Here is a 22,573-nt window from a genome sequence, read left to right as displayed (position 1 = left end):
CTAGAAACTCTTTACTGATATGAACCATGTTTACACGGTGAGTTACTCGCGGTAGAAGGCATCTGTAAAGTGTGCAATGAGTGAATCAAGTACGTGTTCACCAAGTGAGAGCTGGCGATACTTGACTCCTGTTAAATCAAAGATACGACGAGAGATACGATTCGACTCAGTTCCAGCGTGCTTATCTTGTAAGTATACGATTTCTTTGATCTTTGAAGAAGCAAGAAGCTTGGCACACTCATGACAAGGAAAGAGAGTCACGTAACAAGTTGCGCCAGATAGCTTGTGATTAGAGTGAAGGATTGCATTGGCCTCGGCGTGAACAACGTATCCATATTTTTGTTGCTCGAGAGGGAGAGTCCTCTCCTTACCCCAAGGAAGTTTTGTTTCATCAATTCCTGCAACAAAGCCGTTGTAACCAAAAGTTATTTGGTGGTTGTTGTCGTCAACAAATACACATCCTACCTTTGTGGCCGGGTCCTTACTTTTGAAGCTGGCCATAATAGCCTGAAGCATAAAGTATTCGTCCCAGTTAACGGCACTCTTTGTTTGAATGTGATTAATCGACTTCTCAAGCTCTGTTCTCATGGCAGCAAGATTAGTTAATAATCCTTCACTTGGCAACTACTGGAAGCTTGTTAAGTCAGATAGGGTGGTGCAAAATATTGGAATGACAAGAGAACACAGGAAGAATTTTTTACTATCCTCTATTAAGATGGCCATCGCGACTCTATCAAGTCGTGTTCTGGGTTTTGCTAGAGAAATTTTAATGGCCAAACTCTTTGGTGCCTCAGGACTTACAGATGCCTACCAAATTGCCTTTCGTATACCAAATATGTTGCGTGATCTATTTGCAGAGGGGTCATTCTCATCTGCATTTGTTCCAATTTTTACTTCGGCAAAGAAAGATGGTGATGATCATGCCCGTAAACTTCTTTGGTCCATGGCCATTGTCCTACTTGCTATCACTTCAATTGTTTGTTTGTTGATTTTTATTTTTGCACCACAAATTATTCAGATCTTAACAAATGAGCTTTTTACTTCTGACGTAAATCGTTTTGAAATGTCTGTGTTGTTGACAAGAATGATGTCGCCATTTTTAGCATTTGTTTCAGTGGCCGCTTTATTTATGGGAGTTCTTAACACTTATAAGATGTTCTTTGCCCCAGCGCTGGCCCCGGCGGTATTCAATATTATAATGATTGTTGCAATGGTAACACTGCCTAAGTTTTTAGAGGCACGTAATCTTCACCCAATTGTATCTCTTGGTGTTGGTGTTCTCGTTGGTGGTTTCTTCCAAATGGTTATACAAGTGCCAATGCTCTTTTCAAAGGGCCTTGTAAAGTTAGATGGGGTAGAACTTTTCTCTAGTGATGTAAAAGAAATTTTAAAGCGCATGAGTATTGGTACAATTGGTGTAGCTGCCACTCAAATTAATCTTTTAGTCTCAACTTTTTTAGCGACAGGAACAGTTGTCGGAGCCGTTTCTTGGCTGCAATATGCATTTAGACTCTTTCAATTTCCAGTCGGTATACTTGGAGTTTCAATCGGTAACTCAAACCTTGTTTACTTCTCTGAACTTTGGAGAGGAGGTAAAGAAGAAGAGGCCAAAGGTGCACTTCAAACAAGTTATATAACGAGTCTTTTTGTACTCATGCCTGCAATGGCACTAATGTTTGCCCTTGCAAAGGATTGTGTAGCTATTTCTTTTCAACGAGGAGCATTTGGCCTTGATGATACGAAGATGGTAACGGAAGCTCTTTATGCTTACTTATTTGGACTGCCATTCTATGGACTCTATAAAGTCTTTTCGCCAAGCTTTTACACATTAGATAAGCCAAAAATTCCTGTGATTATTTCTTCGATCGCTGTTGGGATTAATATTATCTTCTGTTTTTCACTTGTTGATACTTATGGATTTAAAATTCTTGCAATGGGAACTTCAATTTCGATGATTTTTATCATCCTTACTCAGTCGGTTCTATTATTCAAATTGTTGGATTTGAAACTGAAATTTTTCTTTCCTCTAAGATTTTTTAAAATAGGTTTGAGCTCTCTGTTAGCTTTTTATGCTACACAGTATGTGCGTGGATACTTTCCGAGCAATATCTTTTCAACTCTTGATAACCTTGCGGCCTTCGTTATTGCAGCGTGTGCAGGTGCTTTTGCCTACATTATTGTGCTAAGTGTCTTGGGCGATTATGTTTTAATTCAGCGCTTCTTAAATAAGATAATCCGTCGAAATTAGAATGGAAGTAATCATAAATTTTCTTGCTTGATGAGTGGCAAGTCGTTAAACTTAAAGAGATTACACATTTGGAGCAGTAAATGAGAACAAATTTTGAAACACTCGAAAATTTAGCGAGTCATACAATTAATACACTTAAGGAAAAGGGTGTTATTGAATTCGATATTGCAAATCGTGAAAAGCTTATCGAATCAATGGCGACTGAATTTGGTGTATCACTTGCAACTGATGAAGATATTCGCGATCAAGCAATCGAAGAAGTTGAAGAGAAAATGGGTGTAGATAATATGCCTGAAGACGTAACAGAGTCTGAAATGTTCAACCATGCTCGTAAAGAAATTATTAAGTCATTCAGTGGTGAAAATATTGGTGGTCTATACTTAGTAGAATCACTACACAATATTGCAAACCGCATGACTGCATTCTTAATTGATTGTGAATTCATCGATGATGTCTTCGGAACCGACGAAGAGATTCACAACTTCCTAGTACAAAATATTAGAACATTTAAGACTAGATAATAAAAAAGCTCCTAACGGAGCTTTTTTATATTATGCAAGCTTTGTTCGAAAAACGGACCTTCAAGCAGACCATTCAAAACAGAACTTTCACTTTCTAAAATGACAATTCCATTTTCAGTCTTTAGTAAGGCTGCATCATAGTAGACACGAAGCTCATGGCCTTTAGTGGCCGTACCTTCCACGCGAAGGGTTTCGATACCTTGTTCATAAAGTTTTTCAAATGATTTTGGCTCGTGAATAATAGTCGTATCTTTATCGAAGACAAGTTCATTATTAATTGCGAGTTCTTCAAATGCCGATTGTAAATCTGGATAGTTTTTATCAGTAAAGCTAAAGCGTGATTGCCACTCGTAGCGTGTATCAGTTCTTTCAAATACTTTTAATTCACTATTGTCGATAGTGAGAGTCCACCAAGGTGGGATTGGAATTTCAAATCCCTGGAAGGGGAAGCTTACAGCATTCTTTAAGGCGACTTTTTTTTCACCTTTAATAACAAATGCCGCATAAGTAGCAAAAATTAATACACAAATGAGGAGAACCCACCAAAAAATATTACTCATAATTTGCAATTTATCGCTAAATTTAGGCTTCGTAAACGTAATATTAATCAGTTAAATCAGTAGTTTATAGAAAAAGTCGATAGTTTACTCAAGTTTCATTCATAAAGTGTCGTTAAGTAGTTGAGGATTGTTAAAGTTTTTATGGAGAAAACTATGAAGTTAAGACTTATTGGCACGAAAAGCATCTTATTGGCGATGATGATGCTAAATACATATGCTGAGATCGATATCAGTGATTGTATCTATTTAAGAGACAATGGCTATGAAGATGACGCTCAAGCATGTGTAACAAGAGCATCCCGTGGAAGCTCTGGAAGTAATGACTTCTGTGTCGATTGTTTACCTAAACTTCCTGAAAGAAATGAGTGGGCCGAAGTTGCAAAAGTTGCAATTCCTTCACTTGCAGCAATGGGGAGTGTTTATTTCGCCACTAAACACCAAGCTGATTCTCAAGAGTCATGGGCAAATGCTTATGAAAACGGAATTAAATCATGTCATGGCCAAATTGATGGCTATTTAGATTATAACCTTGAAAGAGGTGCAAACCCTGTTCTTCCAAAAGAACAAACATCAATGCTTAGCTCTTGTAATGGTTACGGCCACGGTATGTACGCTGGTGGACTTGGTCTTACTGGTGGAGCTTTCGGTGGTGTAGGTAATGGTTGGCTAGGACAAGGTTACACAGGTGGATTCCTTGGAGGTATGGGTGGACCAAACTTCGGAGGTAATATCTATGGAAATGCCGGATGGGGCATGGGAATGGGTAATGGTATGGGTAACGGTATGGGCAATGGCTTTGGTGGAAATTACCAAGCTAATGTTTATATGAACCCACTAGGTTCTCTTGCTGGTTCAGCTCTTGCTGGATTACTTACAGGTGGTAATGCTGGCTTTGGTGTTAATATCAATGGTGGAATGGGCATGGGTGGACACCCAGGAATGTACCCAGGAAATATCTACGGTGGAATGTACCCAGGTTTCGGAATGAACTCAGGCTTTGGAATGGGCATGGGAATGGCCGGACACCCTTACGGAACAGGTTTCGGAACAGGCTTTGGTGCTAACTTTGGCATGGGGATGGGCAATGGTTTTGGAATGGGTAATGGTTTCGGAATGGGCAACGGTTTCGGAATGAATACTGGTTTAAATTTTGGACTTAATATTGGTAACACTGGCGCATATCCTGGGATGAATACTGGCGCAGGCTGGGGAATGTACCCTGGATCTGGTTGGGGAATGCATCCTGGAACAGGTATCAATGCTGGATTCAACTTAGGTTGGGGAGTCAACGGTGGCTGGGGTAATAATGGTGGAGTTTATCCAACTTATCCAGGACCTGGAAACGGTGGTGTTATTTCTGGCGGTTGGGGAGTCAACGGCGGTGGAAACGGTAACTGGGGCCCTGGCGGTTGGGCCAATGGTGGTGGAAACCCTGCTTGTATGTGTATCTCAGCACCATGTGCTTGTGGAAATACATTTCCAGGTGGAAACGGAAATATCAATGGCGGTTGGGGAGTCAACGGAGGTTGGGGAACTGGCGCTAATAACGGTTGGGGTGTTAACGGTAACGCTGGTTGGGGAGTCAACGGTGGGAACGGTTGGGGCCTAAATGGTAATGCTAATGGAGGTTGGGGAGCCAACGGAAACTGGGGTGCAAATGGAAGCTATAATAATGGTTATCAAGCACAACAATTTCAAAGCTACATCAATGGACTTCAAGGACAAGCTGTAGCCCAAGGTAATTACCAGAACCAAGGAAACGTAGCATATGCTAACCAAGCTCTGTATCAGAACTTACATAATGCTCAACAAAATATTTATGCTAACTCTTATAATGGTTACTATAACTCTGGTACAAACTATGGTTCACTTGCTGGTGGAGGACTTAATGGTCAGTTTAGTATTGGTGTAAATGGTGGCGCCGGGTTTAACTGGGGTGCTAATTAAAAAAATAAATTGAAGAGATGAGAGATATAAGAAAGCCTCCCGGATGGGAGGCTTTTTTTGTATAATTTTGCGTTTGTTGCGAACCGAAAGACCTAAAGGTCTTTCTCTCGTGTATATCCTCATTCCAAATGAAGGACGCATAAATAAAAAAAGAGCTTATCAAGCTCTTTGTATTGCGTTTGTTGCGAACCGAAAGACCTAAAGGTCTTTCTCTCGTGTATATCCTCATTCCAAACGAAGGACGCATAAATAAAAAAAGAGCTTATCAAGCTCTTTTTTTATTTATTTATTATGCATTAGTATCTTAATCGATCCTCTGAAAAGTACTTCGATCTTATTAGCATCGAGACTTTTTTCGACAAGCCCTGGCCCAAAAGTTGGGTGAGCTAGTACATCACCAACTTCAAATTTGTGACGAATACTATATGCAATAGGTTCACCCTCTAGCTTCTCAAGGGCATTTTCCCAAACATTAATGATTTTTTCTTCTGTTGAAATTCTTTTCTTTGTCGGAGCTTTACGACGAGTAGCACTTGGAGATACTACTTTTTTTGGCTTGTAAGCATGAGTTGCTTTACAAGTATTACACAGAACTTTATATGGAGTATCTGCATCCTTCATTGCTACAATTAAATGAGCAAGATCTAACTTACATTTGCTACAATATGTTACAATTTCCTTACCAACACCTAGTTTTGACATATTCTCTCTTCCTTTTACTTAATTAGGTCAATTTAATGGCGAATAGGATTAAAGTAAAGAGAATAAAAGGTAATATGTAGATAATTATAATGAAGAAAAATACTTTAGCACTGCTGGAAAAAGCAAAACATTTACCGACAAAATCTGGATGCTATTTGATGAAGCGAAAACGTGCTGGCATCGAAGAAATTCTTTATATTGGAAAGGCGAAAAACCTTCGTAGTCGAGTTTCCAGCTATTTTAATAGTTCAGAAAAGTCACCTAAAACCCAAATCCTTGTCTCTCATATTCAAGACTTTGACTTTATCATGACTAAGACTGATGCCGAAGCATATATCTTAGAAAATAACTTAATTAAAAAGCATATTCCCAAATATAATATTCAGCTAAAAGACGATAAAAGTTATCCCTATATTCAGATTGATTTGAACGAAAAATTCCCACGCCTTGTTTACACAAGAAGGCCAAAGAGAAAAAAGAAAATTAAGTTATTTGGGCCTTTTACAACGGGAAGTAATATTTTAAAAATATCTCGCATCTTAACAAAGTCGTTTACATTGAGAGACTGCTCAGTAGAGGAGATGCGAAAGAGAAAACGTCCGTGCCTTATTTATCAGATGAAGCAATGCTCGGCTCCATGTGTGGATTATATTTCTGAGAAAGATTATTTCAAGGATCTTAATTACGTAATTAACTTCTTTGAGGGGCAAAGCAGAAATGTTTTAAAGATTTTAGAAGAAAAGATGTTTGCTGCTGCTGAAAGTGAACACTTTGAAAGGGCCGCAGAAATTCGTGATAGCATTGAAGAGTTAAAGTCTTTCTCTCAAAGCTATGAGAAACAAAACGTCGAATTATCTACGGAAAGAGACTTTGATATTGTTGCTTATCACGTTGGAGAGTTAGAAGTTGATATCTCAATCTATATGATGAGATCGGGAATTCTTCTAGGGCATAAAAATTATCACTTTGGTAAAGGCGATAGTGAGAGTGAAAATCATGAACTCTTTCAAACATTCCTTTTTCAATATTATTCAAATACGAAAGAAAAGCTTCCAAGTCGTATTTATCTCGATGAGAAAAAAGCTGACCTATCAATGATTAGTGAAGCTTTTAATGAAGTTCTTGATCAAGAAGTTGAAGTACAAAAACCAATTGGTAAGATGAAAACTCTTTATGATTTAACACTTGATCATGCAAGAGAACACCAGCGCTTTAGAGTGAAAAACCTTGATGGCCCATGGATTGGTTTAAATAAACTAAAAGAGCTTTTAAACTTAAAAGAGACGCCAAAAATCCTTGAATGTTTTGACGTTGCCATTTGGCAAGGGAAGTCTCCAACGGCTTCTCAGATTGTCTTTCGCGATGGAAAACCAGATAAGACACAGTATCGCTATTATCACTTGGAAGAAAGACCTGAAGGAAATAACGACTTTGCCATGATGAAAGAAGTTCTTGCACGAAGGTTAAAGAAAGGAAAACTTCCCGATGTCTTTATTGTTGATGGTGGGAAAGGACAAGTCTCAAGTTTCTTGGCCGTTCTTGAAGATTTTAAACTTGAGATTCCTGTTGTGGGAATTGCAAAGATTAAAACAAGTAAAGAGGAGTCATTCAGAGATAAAGAGGTTTCAAGTTCTGATGAAAGGCTAATTATACCTAATCGAATTAATCCTTATATTTTAAAGAAGACACCATCTCTTATGAGAATTGTTGTGCAAATGAGAGATGAGGCGCACCGTTTTTCTCGCAAACTTCACCATAAGAAGGAGAGAGATCGTATTTTTACTTCATGGTTTGATGATATCGAAGGGATTGGAGAGAAGACGCTAAAAACGATTCACGAAAATATGGACTTGAATCTTAAAGAGTTATCGCAGTTATCGGTAATTGAAATTAGTCACAAGTTGGATGTGAAGGAAGGGATTGCTGAGAGAATTCATACCAAGCTTATGGCCGAATTCTCTCAGAAATAATTGTCTAGTTTAGGTGGTGGATTTTTTTACGATTGCCGTGCCCGCAATCAGTACATCTCGAATTCTCGTGTATGTACAAGTTCTTATAATCCGATAGGTGTGTGTGAACCATCTTAGAGCCACATACAGGACAATCATTTAAAACCTTATGTACTTGATCGGCATCACCAAATAACTCTTCAAAGTTTTCAAATTGGAAATCTGGATCGAATGACATTGTAGCAACTCCTTTAAATAATAATTACTACTAGGGATTTGAGATTGTGCAGAGTGTCCCAAGCAGTGGATGTAGTTGATTTATCGGAGGCTTAACAATGTTCTGAAATTTATGCTTTTTTTTTTAATGACTTAGGGATATTTTACCCATAGGAAATAAAGTAATGGCGCAATTTTTAACTAAATTAACTAAAGATTTTAATAACGTTTTAAAACTCTCACGAGATGAGAAGCCGAATTACTATGCCAAATTATTTGAAAATACACTTTGGTATCCTAAGCTAAAAGAGCGCAAGCTTACTTCTAGTAAGGCTTCACAAGAAGTGACTGAGGCTCCTAAGCAAGCACCTAAGCCGACGGTCGTTGTTCCTCAGCAAGAAGCTGCAACAGTAGAGCAAACAGTCTTAGCGCCTAAAATAGAGGTTCCTATTACACCTCCGAAGCGCAAGATTGATATTGCAGCAGCTTCAAGCTCCGCTGAGTCCTCTCGCTCTATCAAAGTTAATAACGATATCAATAAATTTCTTTCACAATATAGTACTTCTTGGGACCTTGAATCAATTCCTGGCTACAAAGACTATCAAGGTGAAGTGGATATTATCTTCTTTGGACTGGATGAGATTGAAGAAGGGGAGCTTCCAGACTTCCTACCTTTATCAATGATTGAATCTGATCAAGATATTATGGGACGTATGATTAAGGCCATGAAGATTTCAAGTGGCCGCTTTATTCGTGTTCCATTTATTAAAAAAGATGCTCGTGAATTCCTTTTCACTTGTTGTGCTCACTTTAAGCCTAGACTACTTATTAGTCTTGGTGCAGCTGCTACAAACTTATGTCTAGATAAACGTGTTCGTCTTGCTAACGTTCATGGAGAGTTTCACTCAATTCAAATAGAAGTTGATGGAAATGCTCAGTTAATCGACGTCATGCCACTATTTCATCCTAAATTACTAGAGGTAAATGAGTCCATGAAGAAAACGGCATGGACAGATATGCAAAAAGCGATAAAATTTCTCTCAAGTTGAGTAGCTTAGTAAAATAATATATCATTTTACTAGAGAAGTTGCAGGGCAAGGATGCCGCACAAATCAGGACGATATTCGTTGAGAAATTTACTTATCTCTATCATTATACTTTCTTCATGGAATTCTCTTGCGAGAATTAGCCCATTACAAAATATACGATCAGGTCACACAATAAAGGTGAGGGTTGCAAAAGATCTTGATAACGTTCTTCTAGAAGGCGTTGATCTTACTCGTAAGGTAGTAGCAACAAGAAGTCGCAAAAGTTTTAAAGGCTTTAAAAAGATAAAAGTTAATTGTCAAAATCTACAATCAGTTAAATCTGTAAAACCACAATACTTAGCATCTCTAACATCACAAACAGGACTTATTAGTTTTGACCGTAAGCAATTTATGGGACAGATGCATATTGTGACGAGTGCTGATGGTAACTCGTGTGATGTTGTTAATGAGATGGACCTTGATGACTATATTGCAACTCTACTTGCAAAAGAAATGAATGCATCTTGGCCAATTGAAGCCTTAAAGGCACAGGCCGTAGCGGCTCGTACTTATGCTCTTCACCACATGATGATTTCAGGGCTTAAGAATGACACACTTTATGATTTAGAAAATTCTGAAAAACATCAAGTAAATGGAACATTTAATGATGTGACGGCCAGTACTCTTGAGGCCGCAAAAGATACAGCAGGATTAGTTCTTACAAATGGAAAGGGAAATCTTGTTCCCGCATTCTTTCATGCAAGCTGTGGAGGAACGACATTAGTTCCTTCTGATGTGTGGAGAAATGATGTTCATGGTTATTCGACGGTAAAATGTGATTACTGTCAGAAGAAGAAAAACTGGGATTCAAAAATTACAAAACTTCGCTTTAAGAAATTTCTTAAATGGGCAATGAGAAAGAAGTTTATTGAGAAACAAAGTTTAAAGAAAAAACTATTCTTATATCCAGATAAAAGAGATCAAAAAAATCTTTATGTTCAAAATGGTGTAAAGAAGATCAAAATCAAAAAAAGTTTATTCCGTCGCTACTTTGGTCGAGTCGAATTTCCTTCAAATCATTTCTATATGGTTGATGTCGGTGGAGCAGGTCTTCACTTTGTTGGAAAGGGCAATGGTCACGGAGTTGGCCTATGTCAGGTCGGTTCTTTAGGTCTTGCTCAAAAAGGAAAGGGCCATCGTGAAATCCTGGCCCATTATTTTCCGAAATTAAATGTTTTGAAACTTTATTAGTTCTTTTAAATCATTAAGGACATGGTGTTGAAAAACTAATATTTAAACCAACTGGTTGAAGAGTTCCTTGAGTTGGTTGTGAATATTGGTATGGAGCTGCAATAACTTGAAAGTGAGCTGAATCAACTGTTGCTGCTGGACAATTCGTTCCTGAACCTAGAACCGCTCCAGACTGCTGTAGGCTAATTCCCTGAAGTCCACGATCATCGCCAATAATTGGGTAGCTATAGCGGCCATCTGTAAATGAACGTGAGCAAAGAGAAAGGCGAATATTATAACCAGTTAGATTACTACCATTGAGTACTTTTGTAATGATAAGAATGTCCCCAAAGCTATTGACTCCAACGTGGTGTTGGTTTGATTCATTTGGTAGCATTCCTTCTTGTAGTGGACCTGCAACGACATCATTATTATAAGAGTAACCAGCTGGAATATTAGCAACAATCGTTCCTCTTCTTTGTCCGAGTCTAAGATAGGACTGGCCATAATTATTTAGATTATTACTGTCGTATCGGCCGTACTGACAACTAAAAGCTTGAGCATTCACAAGACTATCAAATAAGGCCTGACCTTGAGAGTCCATTCCAGTTGATCCTGTATTTGAACCGCTTCCGCCATTACCCCAACCTGAGTAGTAACCACCACTACCACTTTTAGAGTCTTGTCCACAGCTTGTTACAAGCATTGAAGCAATTGTCACAACCATTAATAACTTAAACTTTTTCATAATATCCTCAAATATTAGTTTTCACGCTATTACTTGTATCGGAGAGGATTAAGGATTTCTTTAGAAATTGATAAAATTAATTAAGAATTTTTTCAAATTAACCGAAATAGTAAGTAATTATGACAGCTTATGAACAAGTAAAAGAATCAACGTTTAAGATTATCACTGGATCCTTTAAAGATTTTAAAAAGGATGATCAGGCCAAGTTTCGTTTAAAGATGGGGCTCATCTTTGCGATCATTCCATTTATTTCAATTATCGTAGGATTTATACTTAACTGGATACTTTTAAAATCAACAATTATCTATATTACGACTTATCGTAAGGATATTGATTATATTATTGATTCACTAATTTATGACTACCTTCAAATTGGTTTATTAGAAGTTCTACCTTGGATGATTATTTCCATTGCCTTCTTATTAGTTGCGGGAATTGTTCTTGCGCAATTAATACTTAGGCCATTTGATGAGATTGCACAGTACTGTTTGGACTTTCTAGGATCTGAAGAAAAAGTAAATTCTTTCGACGGAGAACTTAAATCTGAGTTAAGATTACTGTCTAGTTTTAGTGATTGGTTCTTTACAACGACTTCAACTCTGCGCATGAGTGGGAAATTAACTCAAATTGAAGTTCCCGCTAAATACAAGAGGATACATAAACCTGTCTTTGAGACGATGTTCTTTGTCCATAAAAGTATCTACGTTGCTATTACATGTATTCTAACTGGAATGATCATTCTAATTATTAACTATGCTCTTTTTGATGCTGTGATTTCTGTGGTTAACGAAGTCTTTACGAATGGTAAAATTGCTAAAGATTACTTTAGTAACATGGCCTTAATTCAGGATGATATTGTAGGGATTACGATTATTATCAATATTATTTCTTATGGCTTTTTCATGGGCTATCTTTATAACAAAGTTGCAACGCCAGCATTTGGTATTTTTGCAACAATGCGATCTTTTATTAGTGGACGATATACATCAAGAGTTCACCTTATCGGTTACAAGTACGTTCGTCATCAGACGCGTGCCATCAACAAGTATTTGGACTATATGGAAAAAGAGTACTCAGTAAAAGATGATTGAGTATTTAACTTTGTTCAAGTAAAATCATAATAATAATTTGATGTGAAATTTGTTCATAATAACAAAAGGGATAGTAATGAAAAAAGCATTAGGCATTGTAATGTCATTAGTTTTACTTACGAGTTGTGTAGGTAAAGATGAAATCAAAAAAGCATTAAAAGATGATCCAACGATTTTAGCAGAAGCAATTAAAGCTAACCCTGCTGAAGTTATGGAAGCTCTTCAAGTTGCAGCTCAAAACGCAAAAGAAGCAATGGCGAAGAAAAGAGAAGAAGAGGAAAACAAAAAACTTCACGAGTTTATTGAAAACCCTCTAAAGCCACAAATCAGAGAAGACGAATCAGTTAGAGGTACTAAAGGTGGAATTATTACTTTAGTTGAATACTCTGACTTTCAGTGTCCTTACTGTACAAGAGGGTTTGATAATGTTGTTAAACCAATGCTTGAAAAGTACAAAGGAAAGGTTCAATTTGTTTATAAGCACCTTCCACTTTCTTTCCATTCAGAAGCTAGAATCGCAGCTGCTTATTACGAAGCAATTAGACTTCAATCTGAAGAAAAAGCATTCAAATTTCACGACATTCTTTTTACTCAAGAAGGTCAGCAAAAGCTAAGAAATCTAAAAGAAAAATACCTAAAGAAAACAGCGAAAGATCTAGGTGTTAACATGACTAAACTTGCTAAGGATGTTAAGTCTGAAGCAGTTGAGAAAAGAATTGCACAAGACGAAGCTGAAGCAAGAAAGTTTGAGATTCAAGGAACTCCTGGTTTCGTAATCAATGGTGTACCTGTTAAAGGTGCTTACCCACTTTCTCACTTTGAGATGATCCTTGGTCTTCTTAAAGAAAAAGGTAAACTTGATATCTAATCACTGATCAAGTTCAGTTTAAATATGAAGGCCCGCCACTAGGTGGGCCTTTTTATTTTTCCGTGTTATAATATGATCATTGGAGGTTAAAATGGTGAACTTCTTTGATCATAATCAAGTGAAAGTTAACAAAGAATTCTTTCGTGAATCAGCAAGACAAATTGATTATACAATTGAAGATTTTCTTCACGATGATATTCCACATTCTTTATTAGAACAAAATGTTTTAGATGTTGCTTACATTAATCATTTATCATCTTTGTTAAAAATCAATTCTATTTTTGATTTAGCACAAGAGATTTTAGAGCTTGAAAAAAGCTTGGATAAGCTTGCTCATCGTCTTCCTGTCGATATTAATATTCCAAAAATGGAAACTTTCTATCAACAACTAGGTCCAGTCTTTATTCAACTTTTTGTTGAAATTAAAGACCTTGAAGATCATAAAGAACTTGAAGGAGAGTGGCTAAAAGCCGTGAGAATCGCACTAGAGGAAGAGATAGTAGTTTGGCAAGAAAAAAACTTAAAATAAGCATGAAAATAAAAAAAATCTTCAAAAGTTAAAAAAAACGCTAAAAAGCCTTGTCAAAGCGTGTTTCAAACTTCATCCTATTTCTACAACAACTAAATAACTAACTATTTGGAGTTAAAATGAACAGAAAAGAACTTGTAGAAGCAATCTTAAAAAACAAAGAATTAAGCCACCTAACTAAGAAAGATGCAGATGCATTCGTATCAACTACTCTTGAGACAATCAAGAAAGCAGTTAAGAAAGGTGACGATGTTTCACTAATCGGTTTTGGTACTTTCACAAAAGTAAGAAGAGCAGCTAGAACTGGTATCAACCCAGCAACTGGTGAAAAAATCAAAATCAAAGCTAAGACACTTCCAAAATTCAAGCCAGGTAAAGCTTGGAAGGAAATGTTCTAATTTTTGTTTGAAATTAGTTTCATAATAAGAAGCCTCCATTACGGAGGCTTTCTTATTTTTAGGGGTATTTTTTGCCTATCAACCCTCTCTAGCGTCAAGAAAACGTCGACATTTTGACACCACTACTTTTTTACATTCCTCATAAAGTCTTAAAATTTCAAAATTAATGGGCAGAATCTTCCGGAACACACTTTACTATCTTGTAGAAAATGGCCGCTAGATGTATAATTTTTGACGAGGCACAGTTTTTAAAGGAATTTTTTTCTGTGTGAAGTAAAGGATTTATAGATTATGGCAGATGGAAGTGCTGACAATTCATACCAAGGAAGTGGAAAGAACCCTCTACTAACAGTAGCTCTACTACTGAATATCGTATTAATGGGTGTTATCGCTTACTTTCAGTACCAAACACATTTAAAGATCTCACAGCAGTCGTCTGTGGAAGATATCGTTAAGGCACAAATGGCCGAACAATCTCAAAATAAAGAGGTTGTACAGACTGGTGAAGCACAGGAAGAAGAAGGAAAGCTATTTCCACTTGATAGCTTCACGGCCAACCTTGCACAAGGTGATGGTCCTCAACGCTATATTAGATTAAATGCTGTTCTTAAGCTTTCTCTGAATGCGAAGGAAGAAGAATACAAGGCAAGAAAGCCTCAGATTAGAGATTCAATCATTAGTATTTTGAACTCTAAGAGGCCAAATGATCTCCTTAAAGTACAAGGTAAGGAATACCTAAAAGAAGAGATCAAATCAGCTATCAACTCATACTTAGTTGATGGAAAAGTTTTAGATGTTTACTACGTTGGTTTCCAGATCAACTAGTTAATATAAAGTATTAAGTTTAATTTTTGGCAGGATGCCAAGATCATCAAATCCTAGGAGGGGAACGATGGCACAGGTTTTAAGTCAAGACGAAGTCGACGCTCTATTAAACGCTGTAAACGATGGTGACGCAGATGATTTTCTAGGTGAAGGTGGGGATTTCGATGATGAAGCTGAAGACGAGAATATTCAGCCCTATGACTTAACAAATCAAGACCGAGTCATTCGTGGGCGAATGCCTATTCTTGAAATCATCTACGAAAGATTCATTCGTTCATTTCGTGTATCACTTTCAAACTCTCTAAGAAAGATCTCGACGATTTCAATGATCTCAACAGACCTTTTAAAGTTTGGTGAGTTTGTAAACACGCTTCCGATTCCATCGTGTATGTGTATCATGAAGTTTAATGAACTAAGAGGTCCTGCTCTACTAGTATTTGAATCAAAGCTTGCTTATGCAATTATCGATTCATACTTTGGTGGTACAGATCGTCCTTTCACAAAGATCGAAGGAAAAGAATTTACAGCGATTGAACTTTCTTTCATGAGAAAGGTTATGGATATGGCCATTGCTGACCTTGAAGAGGCATGGGCACAGGTTCACCGTATTGATGCTCAATACGTTAGAACTGAAATTAACCCACAATTCGTTGGTGTTGTTCCTCCATCAGATGTAATTATCGCGACAACTCTTGAAGTTGAATTTGAATCAGCTTCGGGAACGATCATGATCGTTGTTCCTTACTCAACGATTGAGCCGATTAAGCAAAAGCTTTCATCAAATTACCAAACAGATAATGACATGGCAGATAGTATCTGGACTAGTGCTATGAATGAGCACATTAAAGATACGAAGGCCGAGATTGTTGTAAAGCTTGGTGAAGCTGAAATGACTGTAGGAGATCTTTTAACTCTACAAACTGGAGATATTATTCCTCTTAATCAGGAAGCATCAAGCGAGGTTAAGGGAGCAATCCAAGGTGTAGAAAAGTTGAAGTGTCTTATTGGAACATACAAAGGAAACAGAGCGGTGCAAGTAACTCACGTTGATAAGACACCTAAAGTTTCTATGGATATTGAAGTCGAATAATTAAGGGAGATATAAATGAGTGATCAAACAGAACTAAATAACCAAACACAAGGGCTAGAGAACTTCAACACAATGGAAGTTGAAAAACTTGCTGATGAAATCAGAGCAGGTGACGATGCCATTAATAAGCTTAAGGTTCAAAACCTAGACTTTATCCTAGATATTCCACTGAAAGTAACAGTAGAGCTAGGTAGAACAGAAGTAATTATTAAAGACCTTCTACAATTAGGACAAGGTTCAGTACTAGAACTTGATAAACTAGCAGGTGAGCCTCTTGAGATCCTAGTAAATGGAAAGTTAGTAGCAAAAGGTGAAGTTGTTGTTGTAAACGAAAAATTTGGTATTCGTTTAACTGATATTATTTCGCCAATCGAGAGAATTGAAAATCTAAAGTAGTAGAGAAACGTAGGAACTAATTATGGCCAGACAACTTAAATTATTATTTTTAGCACTTTCACTTATGACAACGAATGCATTTGCTAGAGTTGAAGTCGGGAAGGTTAAGTTAACTAAAAATGGTTCAACAGGTATTGTTACGGTTGGGCTTAAAGGAAAGTTTGATACAACTCCTGAGTTAACAATTAAAGATGATATTATTCAAGTAGCGTTAAAAGATACAATCGTATGGCCAAAGATTGAAAAACAAGTATCTGTTAATGAAAAATTTGATACGAAACTTCTAGCATATCAATTTACGAAGGATGTAGCTCGTGTTCGTGCAATTCTCCCGTACGACATTAAGGGTAACGAAGATAAAGTAAGTTTAGAAGTTAGTGATAATGAAATTAAGATGTACTTTCCAATTACTGCGAATAAGAAACAAGTTGCAGTAACTAAAGCTGTTCCTACTAAGAGAGCTCCTGTAAAGCAAAAAAATGCTGAAGCTTATGATGAAAGCTACCTTGCAAAGCTACTAAAAGATAAAGAAGAAGTAACTAATAACAAAAATAAGAATAATGTAAAGCTTGAAAAGACTAGTGAGTCTTTACTAGCTCTTGCCAAAGAAAAGAATGAGCAGATTGAAGACACTGTAAGCAATCTTTCTTCAGGTGTTGAAAAAGGTGGATTTCAGATGTCGACTTATATTTTTAAATTTATTGGGTTCTTTGCTCTATTTGCAGCAGGTATCTTCTTTCTAATGAATTTCTTTAGAAAGGGAATGTTAAAGAAGGGTGGACTTGGTCTGTTCTCAAATGCAAAAATGGTTGAGGTTCTATCGACAACTTATCTTGCTCCAAAGAGAAGTCTTCTTGTTGTTAGAGTTCAAAAGCAAGTTTTCCTAATGGCCCAGTCTGAAAAGGGAATGGACTTCTTAACTGAAATTCAAGATACAACAGAATTTTTTAAAGAAGGTGAGAAGGCGCTAACGGGATCTAATTTTGATACAAATTTAGATACGGCAAACTCTGGTTCTAAAGAATTTAAGCTAAAAGAAGTTGCTCAGAATATGAAAGAAGCAAGTAACTCGACAGCTTCATCACAACAAGACATCTTAAATAGTCTTGCTGGACAAGCGACTCAAGAAGAGAAAGTAAGCTTAACAGCACAAATTAAGAAGAAAGTTAAGGACATGAAGTCTTTACAATAATTTTATTAAAATCAATTCAATAGGAAGTTGGATGAAGAATTTTTTAAGAGCATTATTAATATTTAGTATTGGGGGGTGGCTAAGTACGATCTTTGCTCAACAATCAACTAACCTGGGCCTTCCAGGTCTTTCTGTTAATTTTGGACAGGGAGTTGATCTTGTTGATACGATCGAATTAACTATTCTATTTACAGTACTTACTCTTGCACCGGCGGTTTTAATTCTTTGTACTTGTTTTACAAGAATCATCGTTGTTCTATCATTCATGAGACAAGCAATTGGTACGCAAAGTATGCCACCAAATCAACTTCTCATCGGTTTTGCTCTTTTCCTTTCTGTCTTTGTTATGCAGCCTACAGGTGAAGAGATTTATGCTAATGCAGTAAAGCCATATATGGATAAGAAAATAACGACGACTTTAGCAGTTGATCGTATTGAAGGTTCACTGAGAAAGTTTATGAATAAGCAGGTTCGTAAAGCCGATATTGGACTTTTCTATGATGTAACGAATCGTCAGGCACCACAATCAATTGATGACGTACCTATTCACTTTTTAATTCCGGCATTCATTATTTCTGAATTAAAGACAGCATTTCAAATTGGATTCTTACTTTATATTCCATTTCTAATTCTAGATATGGTTGTGGCATCTGTTCTAATGGCCATGGGGATGATGATGCTTCCTCCGGTTGTTATTTCATTACCATTTAAACTTTTACTATTTGTTCTTGTGGACGGTTGGCAACTTGTTACTGGATCACTTTTACGTTCGTTTAATTAGGAGTAATCATGGACTTTTTTTCTGACATCGCAAGACAAGCAATCACAATAGGATTAATGATATCAGCACCGATGTTAGCAGGTGCTCTTATTATGGGTATCTTGGTTTCAATCTTCCAAGCTGTAACCCAAATCAATGAACAAACACTTTCATTTATACCTAAGATCTTAGTAATTGTTGGGGCCCTTGTTCTAACTGCTCCGTGGATGACGGATCAACTAACAACTTTTACGAAAGATCTAATCATTTCTATTCCAAGTCTTGTTAATGGAAGGTAGGCCAAATTAGATGACAATTCAAATAACTGACATTGTCCCAATCATTGCATTCTGGTTAATTTTTACCAGGCTGCTGGCCATTAATTTTCAACTTCCTATTTACGATAACTTACCGATTCCTATGATTGTTAAGATCTTATCAACACTAGTAATGAGCTTTTGCTTCTACCCGTATATTCAGGGTGAAGTTATCAAAGATATTATGTTTGTGGGTAAGGACCAGTTTTGGGCCCTCACTATTATTTACACACTTATTGGATTGATAATTGGATATTTGGTAAAATCAATTATGGGTATCTTCCTGTCGGCAGGTAGTATCATTACCCAGCAAATTGGATTTGCGGCCATTCGCTACTTCGATCCATCTTCGGGTCAGCAAGTAGGTCCTTTCGAAAGGCTAATACAATGGACTGTTCTCGTTATGGTTGTTTCATCAGGTGCTTTATTACCAATGTTTAAAGGGATTTTTCAATCTTTTTATACGATTCATATTTATGATTTTGGTGTATTTGCAAAGTCGCATATCTTCTATATCGAAGCGTTCAAATCAATTTTTATTGCAGCGATTATGCTGGCTACACCATTAATTTTTACAAATATGCTCATCAGTACGGTTCTAGGAATTATTGCTCGTACTGTTCCACAAATGAATATCATTATGGTTAGCTTTGTCGTCAATATTGGCCTAGGTCTACTAGTATTTACGGCAACAAGCGATGAGTTCTTTCAAGTAGCATTTAGAATGTATACGGAAAGACTTGGTGAGTGGTTTAACTTTATCATTTAAGGGGTAAGTCGTGGCCGAAGATACAGATCAAGAAAAAACGGAAGACCCTTCCCAGCATCGAATTGACGAATCGAGAAGAAAGGGGGAGGTTGCATCCTCAAAAGAACTAACGAGTGTGTTAGTGTTGGCCGCTTGTATCATGACTCTAGCTCTTTCTCTTCTTTTTATTTATCAAGAAATGGAAGAGTTTATTAGATGGATTATGCACCTTAATCCAGCAACGGCTTTTACTGAAAAATCACTAAAAACTATAGCAAATAAAACGGCAACGACTGCACTAGTATGTGCTGCACCTGTGTGTATCGTTTCGCTATGTGCAGGTATTATTGCAAATGTTGCTCAAATTGGATTTATCTACGCACCTGAAGTTCTGGAGTTTAAACCAGAAAGAATTGACCCGATTAAAGGGACTAAAAATTTATTTTCGATGAAGGCCGTTGTTGAGGCGATTAAAGGTGTTTTCAAGTTTATTATTGTTCTTGGAATTGTTTACTTATATATGAAGGATGATATTACGCAATTTGTAGGCTTCCTACACGTTGACTTCCTTCAAGCGTTTGTTATTGGTAAAGATATTCTTGTAAAGCTTGGTTATTCAATTCTTGCTGGGCTTATCGTCGTTGCCGCTGGGGATTTTGCTTATCAAAAATATGCTCATAAGAAAAAACTTATGATGACAAAAGAAGAAGCAAAGCGAGAGTCAAAAGAGCAAGATGGTTCTCCTGAGGTAAAACAAAGAATTCGTCAAATTCAACGTGAACAAGCACAAAAGAGAATGCTTGCTGATATCCAAACTGCAGATGTTATTGTGACAAACCCAACTCACATTTCTATCGTTATTAAATATGACCAAGAGACGATGATTGCTCCAGGTATTGTTGGGAAAGGTGCTGATCACCTTGCATTAAGAATCAGAGAAATTGCGAAAGAACATAATATTCCAATTGTTGAAAATGTTCCTTTAGCAAGAGCACTATATAAATCAGTTAAAGTAGGGGAAGGAGTCCCTCGTACTTTATATAAAGCAGTCGCTGAAGTACTAGCGTTTGTTTATAAGCTTAAAAAGAAGCAAAAAGCGATTAGCTAATTAGAGTTTAGGAAAATATCATGGATGATATCTTTAAAAGATTAAAAGTTTTAACAGAGAATTCAGATCTCGCAGTAGCGATCGGTATTCTAGCAGTTCTTGCTGTTATGATTATTCCAGTACCTCCAGTAGTACTCGATTTACTTTTAGCAATTACACTATCATTCGCAATTATTATTCTTTTAGTTTCTGTATATACGAAGAAACCTTTAGATTTCTCTACATTTCCAGCAGTTCTTCTCGTAACGACTCTTTTTAGACTTTCACTAAACGTTGCTTCAACTCGTAATATTTTACTTCGTTCAGGAAGTGAGGGAACAAGTGCAGCTGGTGAGATCATCAGAAGTTTCGGTGAATTCGTTGTTGAAGGTAATTTTGTTGTTGGTATTATTGTCTTTATCATTCTTGTTATTATCAACTTTATGGTAATTACGAAAGGTGCTGGAAGGGTTGCAGAAGTAGGGGCAAGGTTTACTCTCGATGCAATGCCTGGTAAGCAGATGGCCATCGATGCGGACTTAAATGCTGGCCTAATTAACGATGAAGATGCAAAGAGAAGACGTGCTGAAGTTGCTGAGGAAGCAGACTTTTACGGGTCTATGGATGGTGCTTCAAAGTTCGTTCGAGGGGATGCCATTGCTGGTATTTTAATTACAGCAATTAATATTATCGGTGGGATCATCGTTGGTGTTGGTCAATACAAGATGAGTTTTGGAAGTGCTGCTGAAACATATACTCTTCTAACGGTAGGAGATGGACTTGTTTCACAAATTCCTGCTCTAATTATTTCAACTGCTGCCGGTATTATTGCAACAAGAAATACAAGTGAAGATAATCTTGGTGCTCAAATGAGTAAGCAGTTTAAACTTCACCCAAAAGCTGTTCTAATTGCTGGATGTGTACTCCTAATCTTTGCAATGATTCCAGGGCTACCAAAATTACCATTTATCACTGTTGGGCTAGCTCTAGTATATGTTTCAAATAAAATGGAAAACGAAATTGTACAAGAGAAGCTTGCTGCTGAAACAGTTGTTGAAGAAGAAAAGAAATCAACTCCTGAGTCTCTTGAAGATCTTCTTAATCTTGAGCTTGTTGAGCTTGAGGTTGGTTATGGGCTAGTCAATTTAGTTGATTCATCTCAAAACGGTGATCTTCTTGAGCGTATCACATATATGAGAAAGCAATTTGCTCTTGATTGGGGTGTTATCATTCCATCTGTACGAATTAAGGACAATCTTGAGCTTGCTCCAGGTGGTTACTCTCTAAAAATTAAAGGCGTTGAAGTTGCTCAAGGGGAGCTCGTTCCTGATCACTACCTAGCAATGGACCCAGGAAGTGTGATTGAGCCAATTGATGGAATTGAAACAATTGAACCAGTATTTGGACTTCCTGCTGTATGGATTACTGAAGACCAGAAGGATGATGCAGGATTTAATGGTTATACTGTAGTAGATCTCTCAACTGTTCTAGCAACTCACTTAACTGAGATTCTAAGAACTAACTTACATGAATTATTTGGCCGCCAAGAACTTGTTCGAGTTATGGATAATTTTAAAGAACACTATCCAAAAATTGTTGCGGATCTTGTTCCTGAAATCCTTCCTCTAGGGGCAGTTTTAAAGGTGTTACAGAATCTTTTAAGGGAAAATGTTTCCATCAGAGACCTTCGTACGATCTTAGAGTCTCTTTCTGAACATGGAACAAGAATCAAGGATACAGATCTCTTGACTGAAAATGTCAGACAATCGCTATACCGCACTATCACTGAGTCTATAAAGTCTGCCAATGGTGATTTGCCGATATTTACGTTAGATCGTAAAATAGAAGAACAGGTTGCTGGCAATCTCATACAAACAGAAAATGGTCAACAAGTTTCTTTAGACCCAAGAATTACCCAATCGATTTTGGCCAGTTTAAATGAGAAAATAGAGGAGGCCACAAACATGGGAGAAAAGATGATTGTTCTTTGTTCACCAGTTATTCGCGGTCACTTTAAGAAATTGACAGAAAAATTCATACCAAACTTGATTGTAGTAAGTCATAATGAATTAAGTCCGGATGTGAATATTAGGTCACTTGGAACGGTGAGGTTATAGGATGTA

24 protein-coding genes are annotated in these 22,573 nt (G+C 37.1%); 19 read left to right on the top strand and 5 right to left on the bottom strand.

Annotated features, from left to right (window positions below; translation table 11 throughout):
• Positions 1–42: 42 nt before the first annotated feature.
• A complete protein-coding gene (locus ACRXC1_RS13790; protein ID WP_433659613.1) occupies positions 43–588 on the bottom strand; it encodes a deoxycytidylate deaminase in 546 nt (181 codons plus the stop codon).
• Here ACRXC1_RS13790 and murJ point away from each other — a divergent pair.
• Positions 587–2,248, top strand: coding sequence for a murein biosynthesis integral membrane protein MurJ (murJ, locus tag ACRXC1_RS13785; RefSeq protein WP_433659611.1), 1,662 nt, complete (start codon positions 587–589; stop codon positions 2,246–2,248). The genes ACRXC1_RS13790 and murJ overlap by 2 nt on opposite strands.
• An 80-nt stretch (positions 2,249–2,328) precedes the next feature.
• Positions 2,329–2,769: a DUF507 family protein gene (locus ACRXC1_RS13780; RefSeq protein ID WP_021268496.1), complete on the top strand. Its 441-nt coding sequence runs from the start codon at positions 2,329–2,331 to the stop codon at positions 2,767–2,769.
• A gap of 11 nt (positions 2,770–2,780) precedes the next feature.
• Here ACRXC1_RS13780 and ACRXC1_RS13775 read toward each other — a convergent pair whose 3' ends face one another.
• Complete coding sequence (locus tag ACRXC1_RS13775) at positions 2,781–3,329, bottom strand: hypothetical protein (protein ID WP_433659608.1); 549 nt, start codon at positions 3,327–3,329, stop codon at positions 2,781–2,783.
• Between the two features lie 153 nt (positions 3,330–3,482).
• On the opposite strand from ACRXC1_RS13775, the gene ACRXC1_RS13770 reads away from it, so the two are divergent.
• On the top strand, positions 3,483–5,276 hold the full coding sequence (locus ACRXC1_RS13770; protein WP_433659606.1) for a hypothetical protein: 1,794 nt from the start codon (positions 3,483–3,485) through the stop codon (positions 5,274–5,276).
• 282 nt (positions 5,277–5,558) lie between these two features.
• Here ACRXC1_RS13770 and ACRXC1_RS13765 read toward each other — a convergent pair whose 3' ends face one another.
• Complete coding sequence (locus ACRXC1_RS13765) at positions 5,559–5,978, bottom strand: hypothetical protein (RefSeq protein WP_392910422.1); 420 nt, start codon at positions 5,976–5,978, stop codon at positions 5,559–5,561.
• An 89-nt stretch (positions 5,979–6,067) separates the two neighbouring features.
• On the opposite strand from ACRXC1_RS13765, the gene uvrC reads away from it, so the two are divergent.
• A complete protein-coding gene (uvrC, locus tag ACRXC1_RS13760; RefSeq protein WP_433659604.1) occupies positions 6,068–7,948 on the top strand; it encodes an excinuclease ABC subunit UvrC in 1,881 nt (626 codons plus the stop codon).
• A gap of 4 nt (positions 7,949–7,952) precedes the next feature.
• Here uvrC and ACRXC1_RS13755 read toward each other — a convergent pair whose 3' ends face one another.
• Entirely contained in the window at positions 7,953–8,165 is a 213-nt protein-coding gene (locus ACRXC1_RS13755; protein ID WP_021267851.1) for a hypothetical protein, read from the bottom strand.
• A 163-nt stretch (positions 8,166–8,328) separates the two neighbouring features.
• Between ACRXC1_RS13755 and ACRXC1_RS13750 the strand changes: the two genes are divergently transcribed.
• Complete coding sequence (locus ACRXC1_RS13750; RefSeq protein WP_433659601.1) at positions 8,329–9,192, top strand: hypothetical protein; 864 nt, start codon at positions 8,329–8,331, stop codon at positions 9,190–9,192.
• A 78-nt stretch (positions 9,193–9,270) separates the two neighbouring features.
• Entirely contained in the window at positions 9,271–10,422 is a 1,152-nt protein-coding gene (locus ACRXC1_RS13745; RefSeq protein ID WP_433659600.1) for a SpoIID/LytB domain-containing protein, read from the top strand.
• Between the two features lie 13 nt (positions 10,423–10,435).
• On the opposite strand, the gene ACRXC1_RS13740 is transcribed toward ACRXC1_RS13745, so the two are convergent.
• Positions 10,436–11,149, bottom strand: a complete 714-nt coding sequence (locus ACRXC1_RS13740) for a hypothetical protein (RefSeq protein WP_433659598.1) — start codon at positions 11,147–11,149, stop codon at positions 10,436–10,438.
• A 119-nt stretch (positions 11,150–11,268) separates the two neighbouring features.
• On the opposite strand from ACRXC1_RS13740, the gene ACRXC1_RS13735 reads away from it, so the two are divergent.
• From ACRXC1_RS13735 to flhA, 13 genes are all read left to right on the top strand, one after another.
• On the top strand, positions 11,269–12,240 hold the full coding sequence (locus ACRXC1_RS13735; protein WP_392910410.1) for a hypothetical protein: 972 nt from the start codon (positions 11,269–11,271) through the stop codon (positions 12,238–12,240).
• Between the two features lie 76 nt (positions 12,241–12,316).
• Entirely contained in the window at positions 12,317–13,108 is a 792-nt protein-coding gene (locus ACRXC1_RS13730; protein WP_392910408.1) for a DsbA family protein, read from the top strand.
• Positions 13,109–13,199: 91 nt separating this feature from the next.
• The gene (locus ACRXC1_RS13725) at positions 13,200–13,637 is read left to right on the top strand and encodes a hypothetical protein (protein WP_392910406.1); all 438 of its coding nucleotides are present in this window, start codon (positions 13,200–13,202) and stop codon (positions 13,635–13,637) included.
• 119 nt (positions 13,638–13,756) lie between these two features.
• A complete protein-coding gene (locus ACRXC1_RS13720) occupies positions 13,757–14,035 on the top strand; it encodes an HU family DNA-binding protein (RefSeq protein WP_021268333.1) in 279 nt (92 codons plus the stop codon).
• Between the two features lie 291 nt (positions 14,036–14,326).
• Positions 14,327–14,860: a flagellar basal body-associated FliL family protein gene (locus tag ACRXC1_RS13715; protein WP_433659594.1), complete on the top strand. Its 534-nt coding sequence runs from the start codon at positions 14,327–14,329 to the stop codon at positions 14,858–14,860.
• 67 nt (positions 14,861–14,927) lie between these two features.
• Positions 14,928–15,950 (top strand): flagellar motor switch protein FliM, encoded by a 1,023-nt coding sequence (gene fliM / locus ACRXC1_RS13710; RefSeq protein ID WP_021267929.1) that lies wholly within the window; start codon positions 14,928–14,930, stop codon positions 15,948–15,950.
• Positions 15,951–15,965: 15 nt separating this feature from the next.
• Positions 15,966–16,346, top strand: coding sequence for a flagellar motor switch protein FliN (gene fliN / locus ACRXC1_RS13705; protein ID WP_021268549.1), 381 nt, complete (start codon positions 15,966–15,968; stop codon positions 16,344–16,346).
• A gap of 22 nt (positions 16,347–16,368) precedes the next feature.
• Positions 16,369–17,538, top strand: a complete 1,170-nt coding sequence (locus ACRXC1_RS13700; RefSeq protein ID WP_433659592.1) for a flagellar biosynthetic protein FliO — start codon at positions 16,369–16,371, stop codon at positions 17,536–17,538.
• 31 nt (positions 17,539–17,569) lie between these two features.
• Positions 17,570–18,319: a flagellar type III secretion system pore protein FliP gene (gene fliP, locus ACRXC1_RS13695; RefSeq protein ID WP_392858401.1), complete on the top strand. Its 750-nt coding sequence runs from the start codon at positions 17,570–17,572 to the stop codon at positions 18,317–18,319.
• Between the two features lie 8 nt (positions 18,320–18,327).
• Positions 18,328–18,597: a flagellar biosynthesis protein FliQ gene (fliQ, locus tag ACRXC1_RS13690; RefSeq protein ID WP_392910399.1), complete on the top strand. Its 270-nt coding sequence runs from the start codon at positions 18,328–18,330 to the stop codon at positions 18,595–18,597.
• A gap of 10 nt (positions 18,598–18,607) precedes the next feature.
• Positions 18,608–19,384: a flagellar biosynthetic protein FliR gene (locus ACRXC1_RS13685; protein ID WP_021268508.1), complete on the top strand. Its 777-nt coding sequence runs from the start codon at positions 18,608–18,610 to the stop codon at positions 19,382–19,384.
• 10 nt (positions 19,385–19,394) lie between these two features.
• Entirely contained in the window at positions 19,395–20,471 is a 1,077-nt protein-coding gene (gene flhB / locus ACRXC1_RS13680) for a flagellar biosynthesis protein FlhB (RefSeq protein WP_392910396.1), read from the top strand.
• A 20-nt stretch (positions 20,472–20,491) separates the two neighbouring features.
• Positions 20,492–22,567 (top strand): flagellar biosynthesis protein FlhA, encoded by a 2,076-nt coding sequence (flhA, locus tag ACRXC1_RS13675; protein ID WP_392910394.1) that lies wholly within the window; start codon positions 20,492–20,494, stop codon positions 22,565–22,567.
• Positions 22,568–22,573 lie beyond the last annotated feature (6 nt).

It is taken from the genome of Halobacteriovorax sp. GFR8, from assembly GCF_050955245.1.
GTDB lineage: Bacteria > Bdellovibrionota > Bacteriovoracia > Bacteriovoracales > Bacteriovoracaceae > Halobacteriovorax_A.
Note: the sequence above shows the minus strand (reverse complement) of the source record. Positions and strands in the feature narration are given on the sequence as shown.

What these genes read in the sequence shown, in the direction of transcription:
- murJ (WP_433659611.1), top strand. Translation starts at nt 587, where the DNA reads ATGGCAGCAAGATTAGTTAATAATCCTTCACTTGGCAACTACTGGAAG.
- ACRXC1_RS13790 (WP_433659613.1), bottom strand. Translation starts at nt 588, where the DNA reads ATGAGAACAGAGCTTGAGAAGTCGATTAATCACATTCAAACAAAGAGT.
- ACRXC1_RS13780 (WP_021268496.1), top strand. Translation starts at nt 2,329, where the DNA reads ATGAGAACAAATTTTGAAACACTCGAAAATTTAGCGAGTCATACAATT.
- ACRXC1_RS13775 (WP_433659608.1), bottom strand. Translation starts at nt 3,329, where the DNA reads ATGAGTAATATTTTTTGGTGGGTTCTCCTCATTTGTGTATTAATTTTT.
- ACRXC1_RS13770 (WP_433659606.1), top strand. Translation starts at nt 3,483, where the DNA reads ATGAAGTTAAGACTTATTGGCACGAAAAGCATCTTATTGGCGATGATG.
- ACRXC1_RS13765 (WP_392910422.1), bottom strand. Translation starts at nt 5,978, where the DNA reads ATGTCAAAACTAGGTGTTGGTAAGGAAATTGTAACATATTGTAGCAAA.
- uvrC (WP_433659604.1), top strand. Translation starts at nt 6,068, where the DNA reads ATGAAGAAAAATACTTTAGCACTGCTGGAAAAAGCAAAACATTTACCG.
- ACRXC1_RS13755 (WP_021267851.1), bottom strand. Translation starts at nt 8,165, where the DNA reads ATGTCATTCGATCCAGATTTCCAATTTGAAAACTTTGAAGAGTTATTT.
- ACRXC1_RS13750 (WP_433659601.1), top strand. Translation starts at nt 8,329, where the DNA reads ATGGCGCAATTTTTAACTAAATTAACTAAAGATTTTAATAACGTTTTA.
- ACRXC1_RS13740 (WP_433659598.1), bottom strand. Translation starts at nt 11,149, where the DNA reads ATGAAAAAGTTTAAGTTATTAATGGTTGTGACAATTGCTTCAATGCTT.
- ACRXC1_RS13735 (WP_392910410.1), top strand. Translation starts at nt 11,269, where the DNA reads ATGACAGCTTATGAACAAGTAAAAGAATCAACGTTTAAGATTATCACT.
- ACRXC1_RS13730 (WP_392910408.1), top strand. Translation starts at nt 12,317, where the DNA reads ATGAAAAAAGCATTAGGCATTGTAATGTCATTAGTTTTACTTACGAGT.
- ACRXC1_RS13725 (WP_392910406.1), top strand. Translation starts at nt 13,200, where the DNA reads ATGGTGAACTTCTTTGATCATAATCAAGTGAAAGTTAACAAAGAATTC.
- ACRXC1_RS13720 (WP_021268333.1), top strand. Translation starts at nt 13,757, where the DNA reads ATGAACAGAAAAGAACTTGTAGAAGCAATCTTAAAAAACAAAGAATTA.
- ACRXC1_RS13715 (WP_433659594.1), top strand. Translation starts at nt 14,327, where the DNA reads ATGGCAGATGGAAGTGCTGACAATTCATACCAAGGAAGTGGAAAGAAC.
- fliM (WP_021267929.1), top strand. Translation starts at nt 14,928, where the DNA reads ATGGCACAGGTTTTAAGTCAAGACGAAGTCGACGCTCTATTAAACGCT.
- fliN (WP_021268549.1), top strand. Translation starts at nt 15,966, where the DNA reads ATGAGTGATCAAACAGAACTAAATAACCAAACACAAGGGCTAGAGAAC.
- ACRXC1_RS13700 (WP_433659592.1), top strand. Translation starts at nt 16,369, where the DNA reads ATGGCCAGACAACTTAAATTATTATTTTTAGCACTTTCACTTATGACA.
- fliP (WP_392858401.1), top strand. Translation starts at nt 17,570, where the DNA reads ATGAAGAATTTTTTAAGAGCATTATTAATATTTAGTATTGGGGGGTGG.
- fliQ (WP_392910399.1), top strand. Translation starts at nt 18,328, where the DNA reads ATGGACTTTTTTTCTGACATCGCAAGACAAGCAATCACAATAGGATTA.
- ACRXC1_RS13685 (WP_021268508.1), top strand. Translation starts at nt 18,608, where the DNA reads ATGACAATTCAAATAACTGACATTGTCCCAATCATTGCATTCTGGTTA.
- flhA (WP_392910394.1), top strand. Translation starts at nt 20,492, where the DNA reads ATGGATGATATCTTTAAAAGATTAAAAGTTTTAACAGAGAATTCAGAT.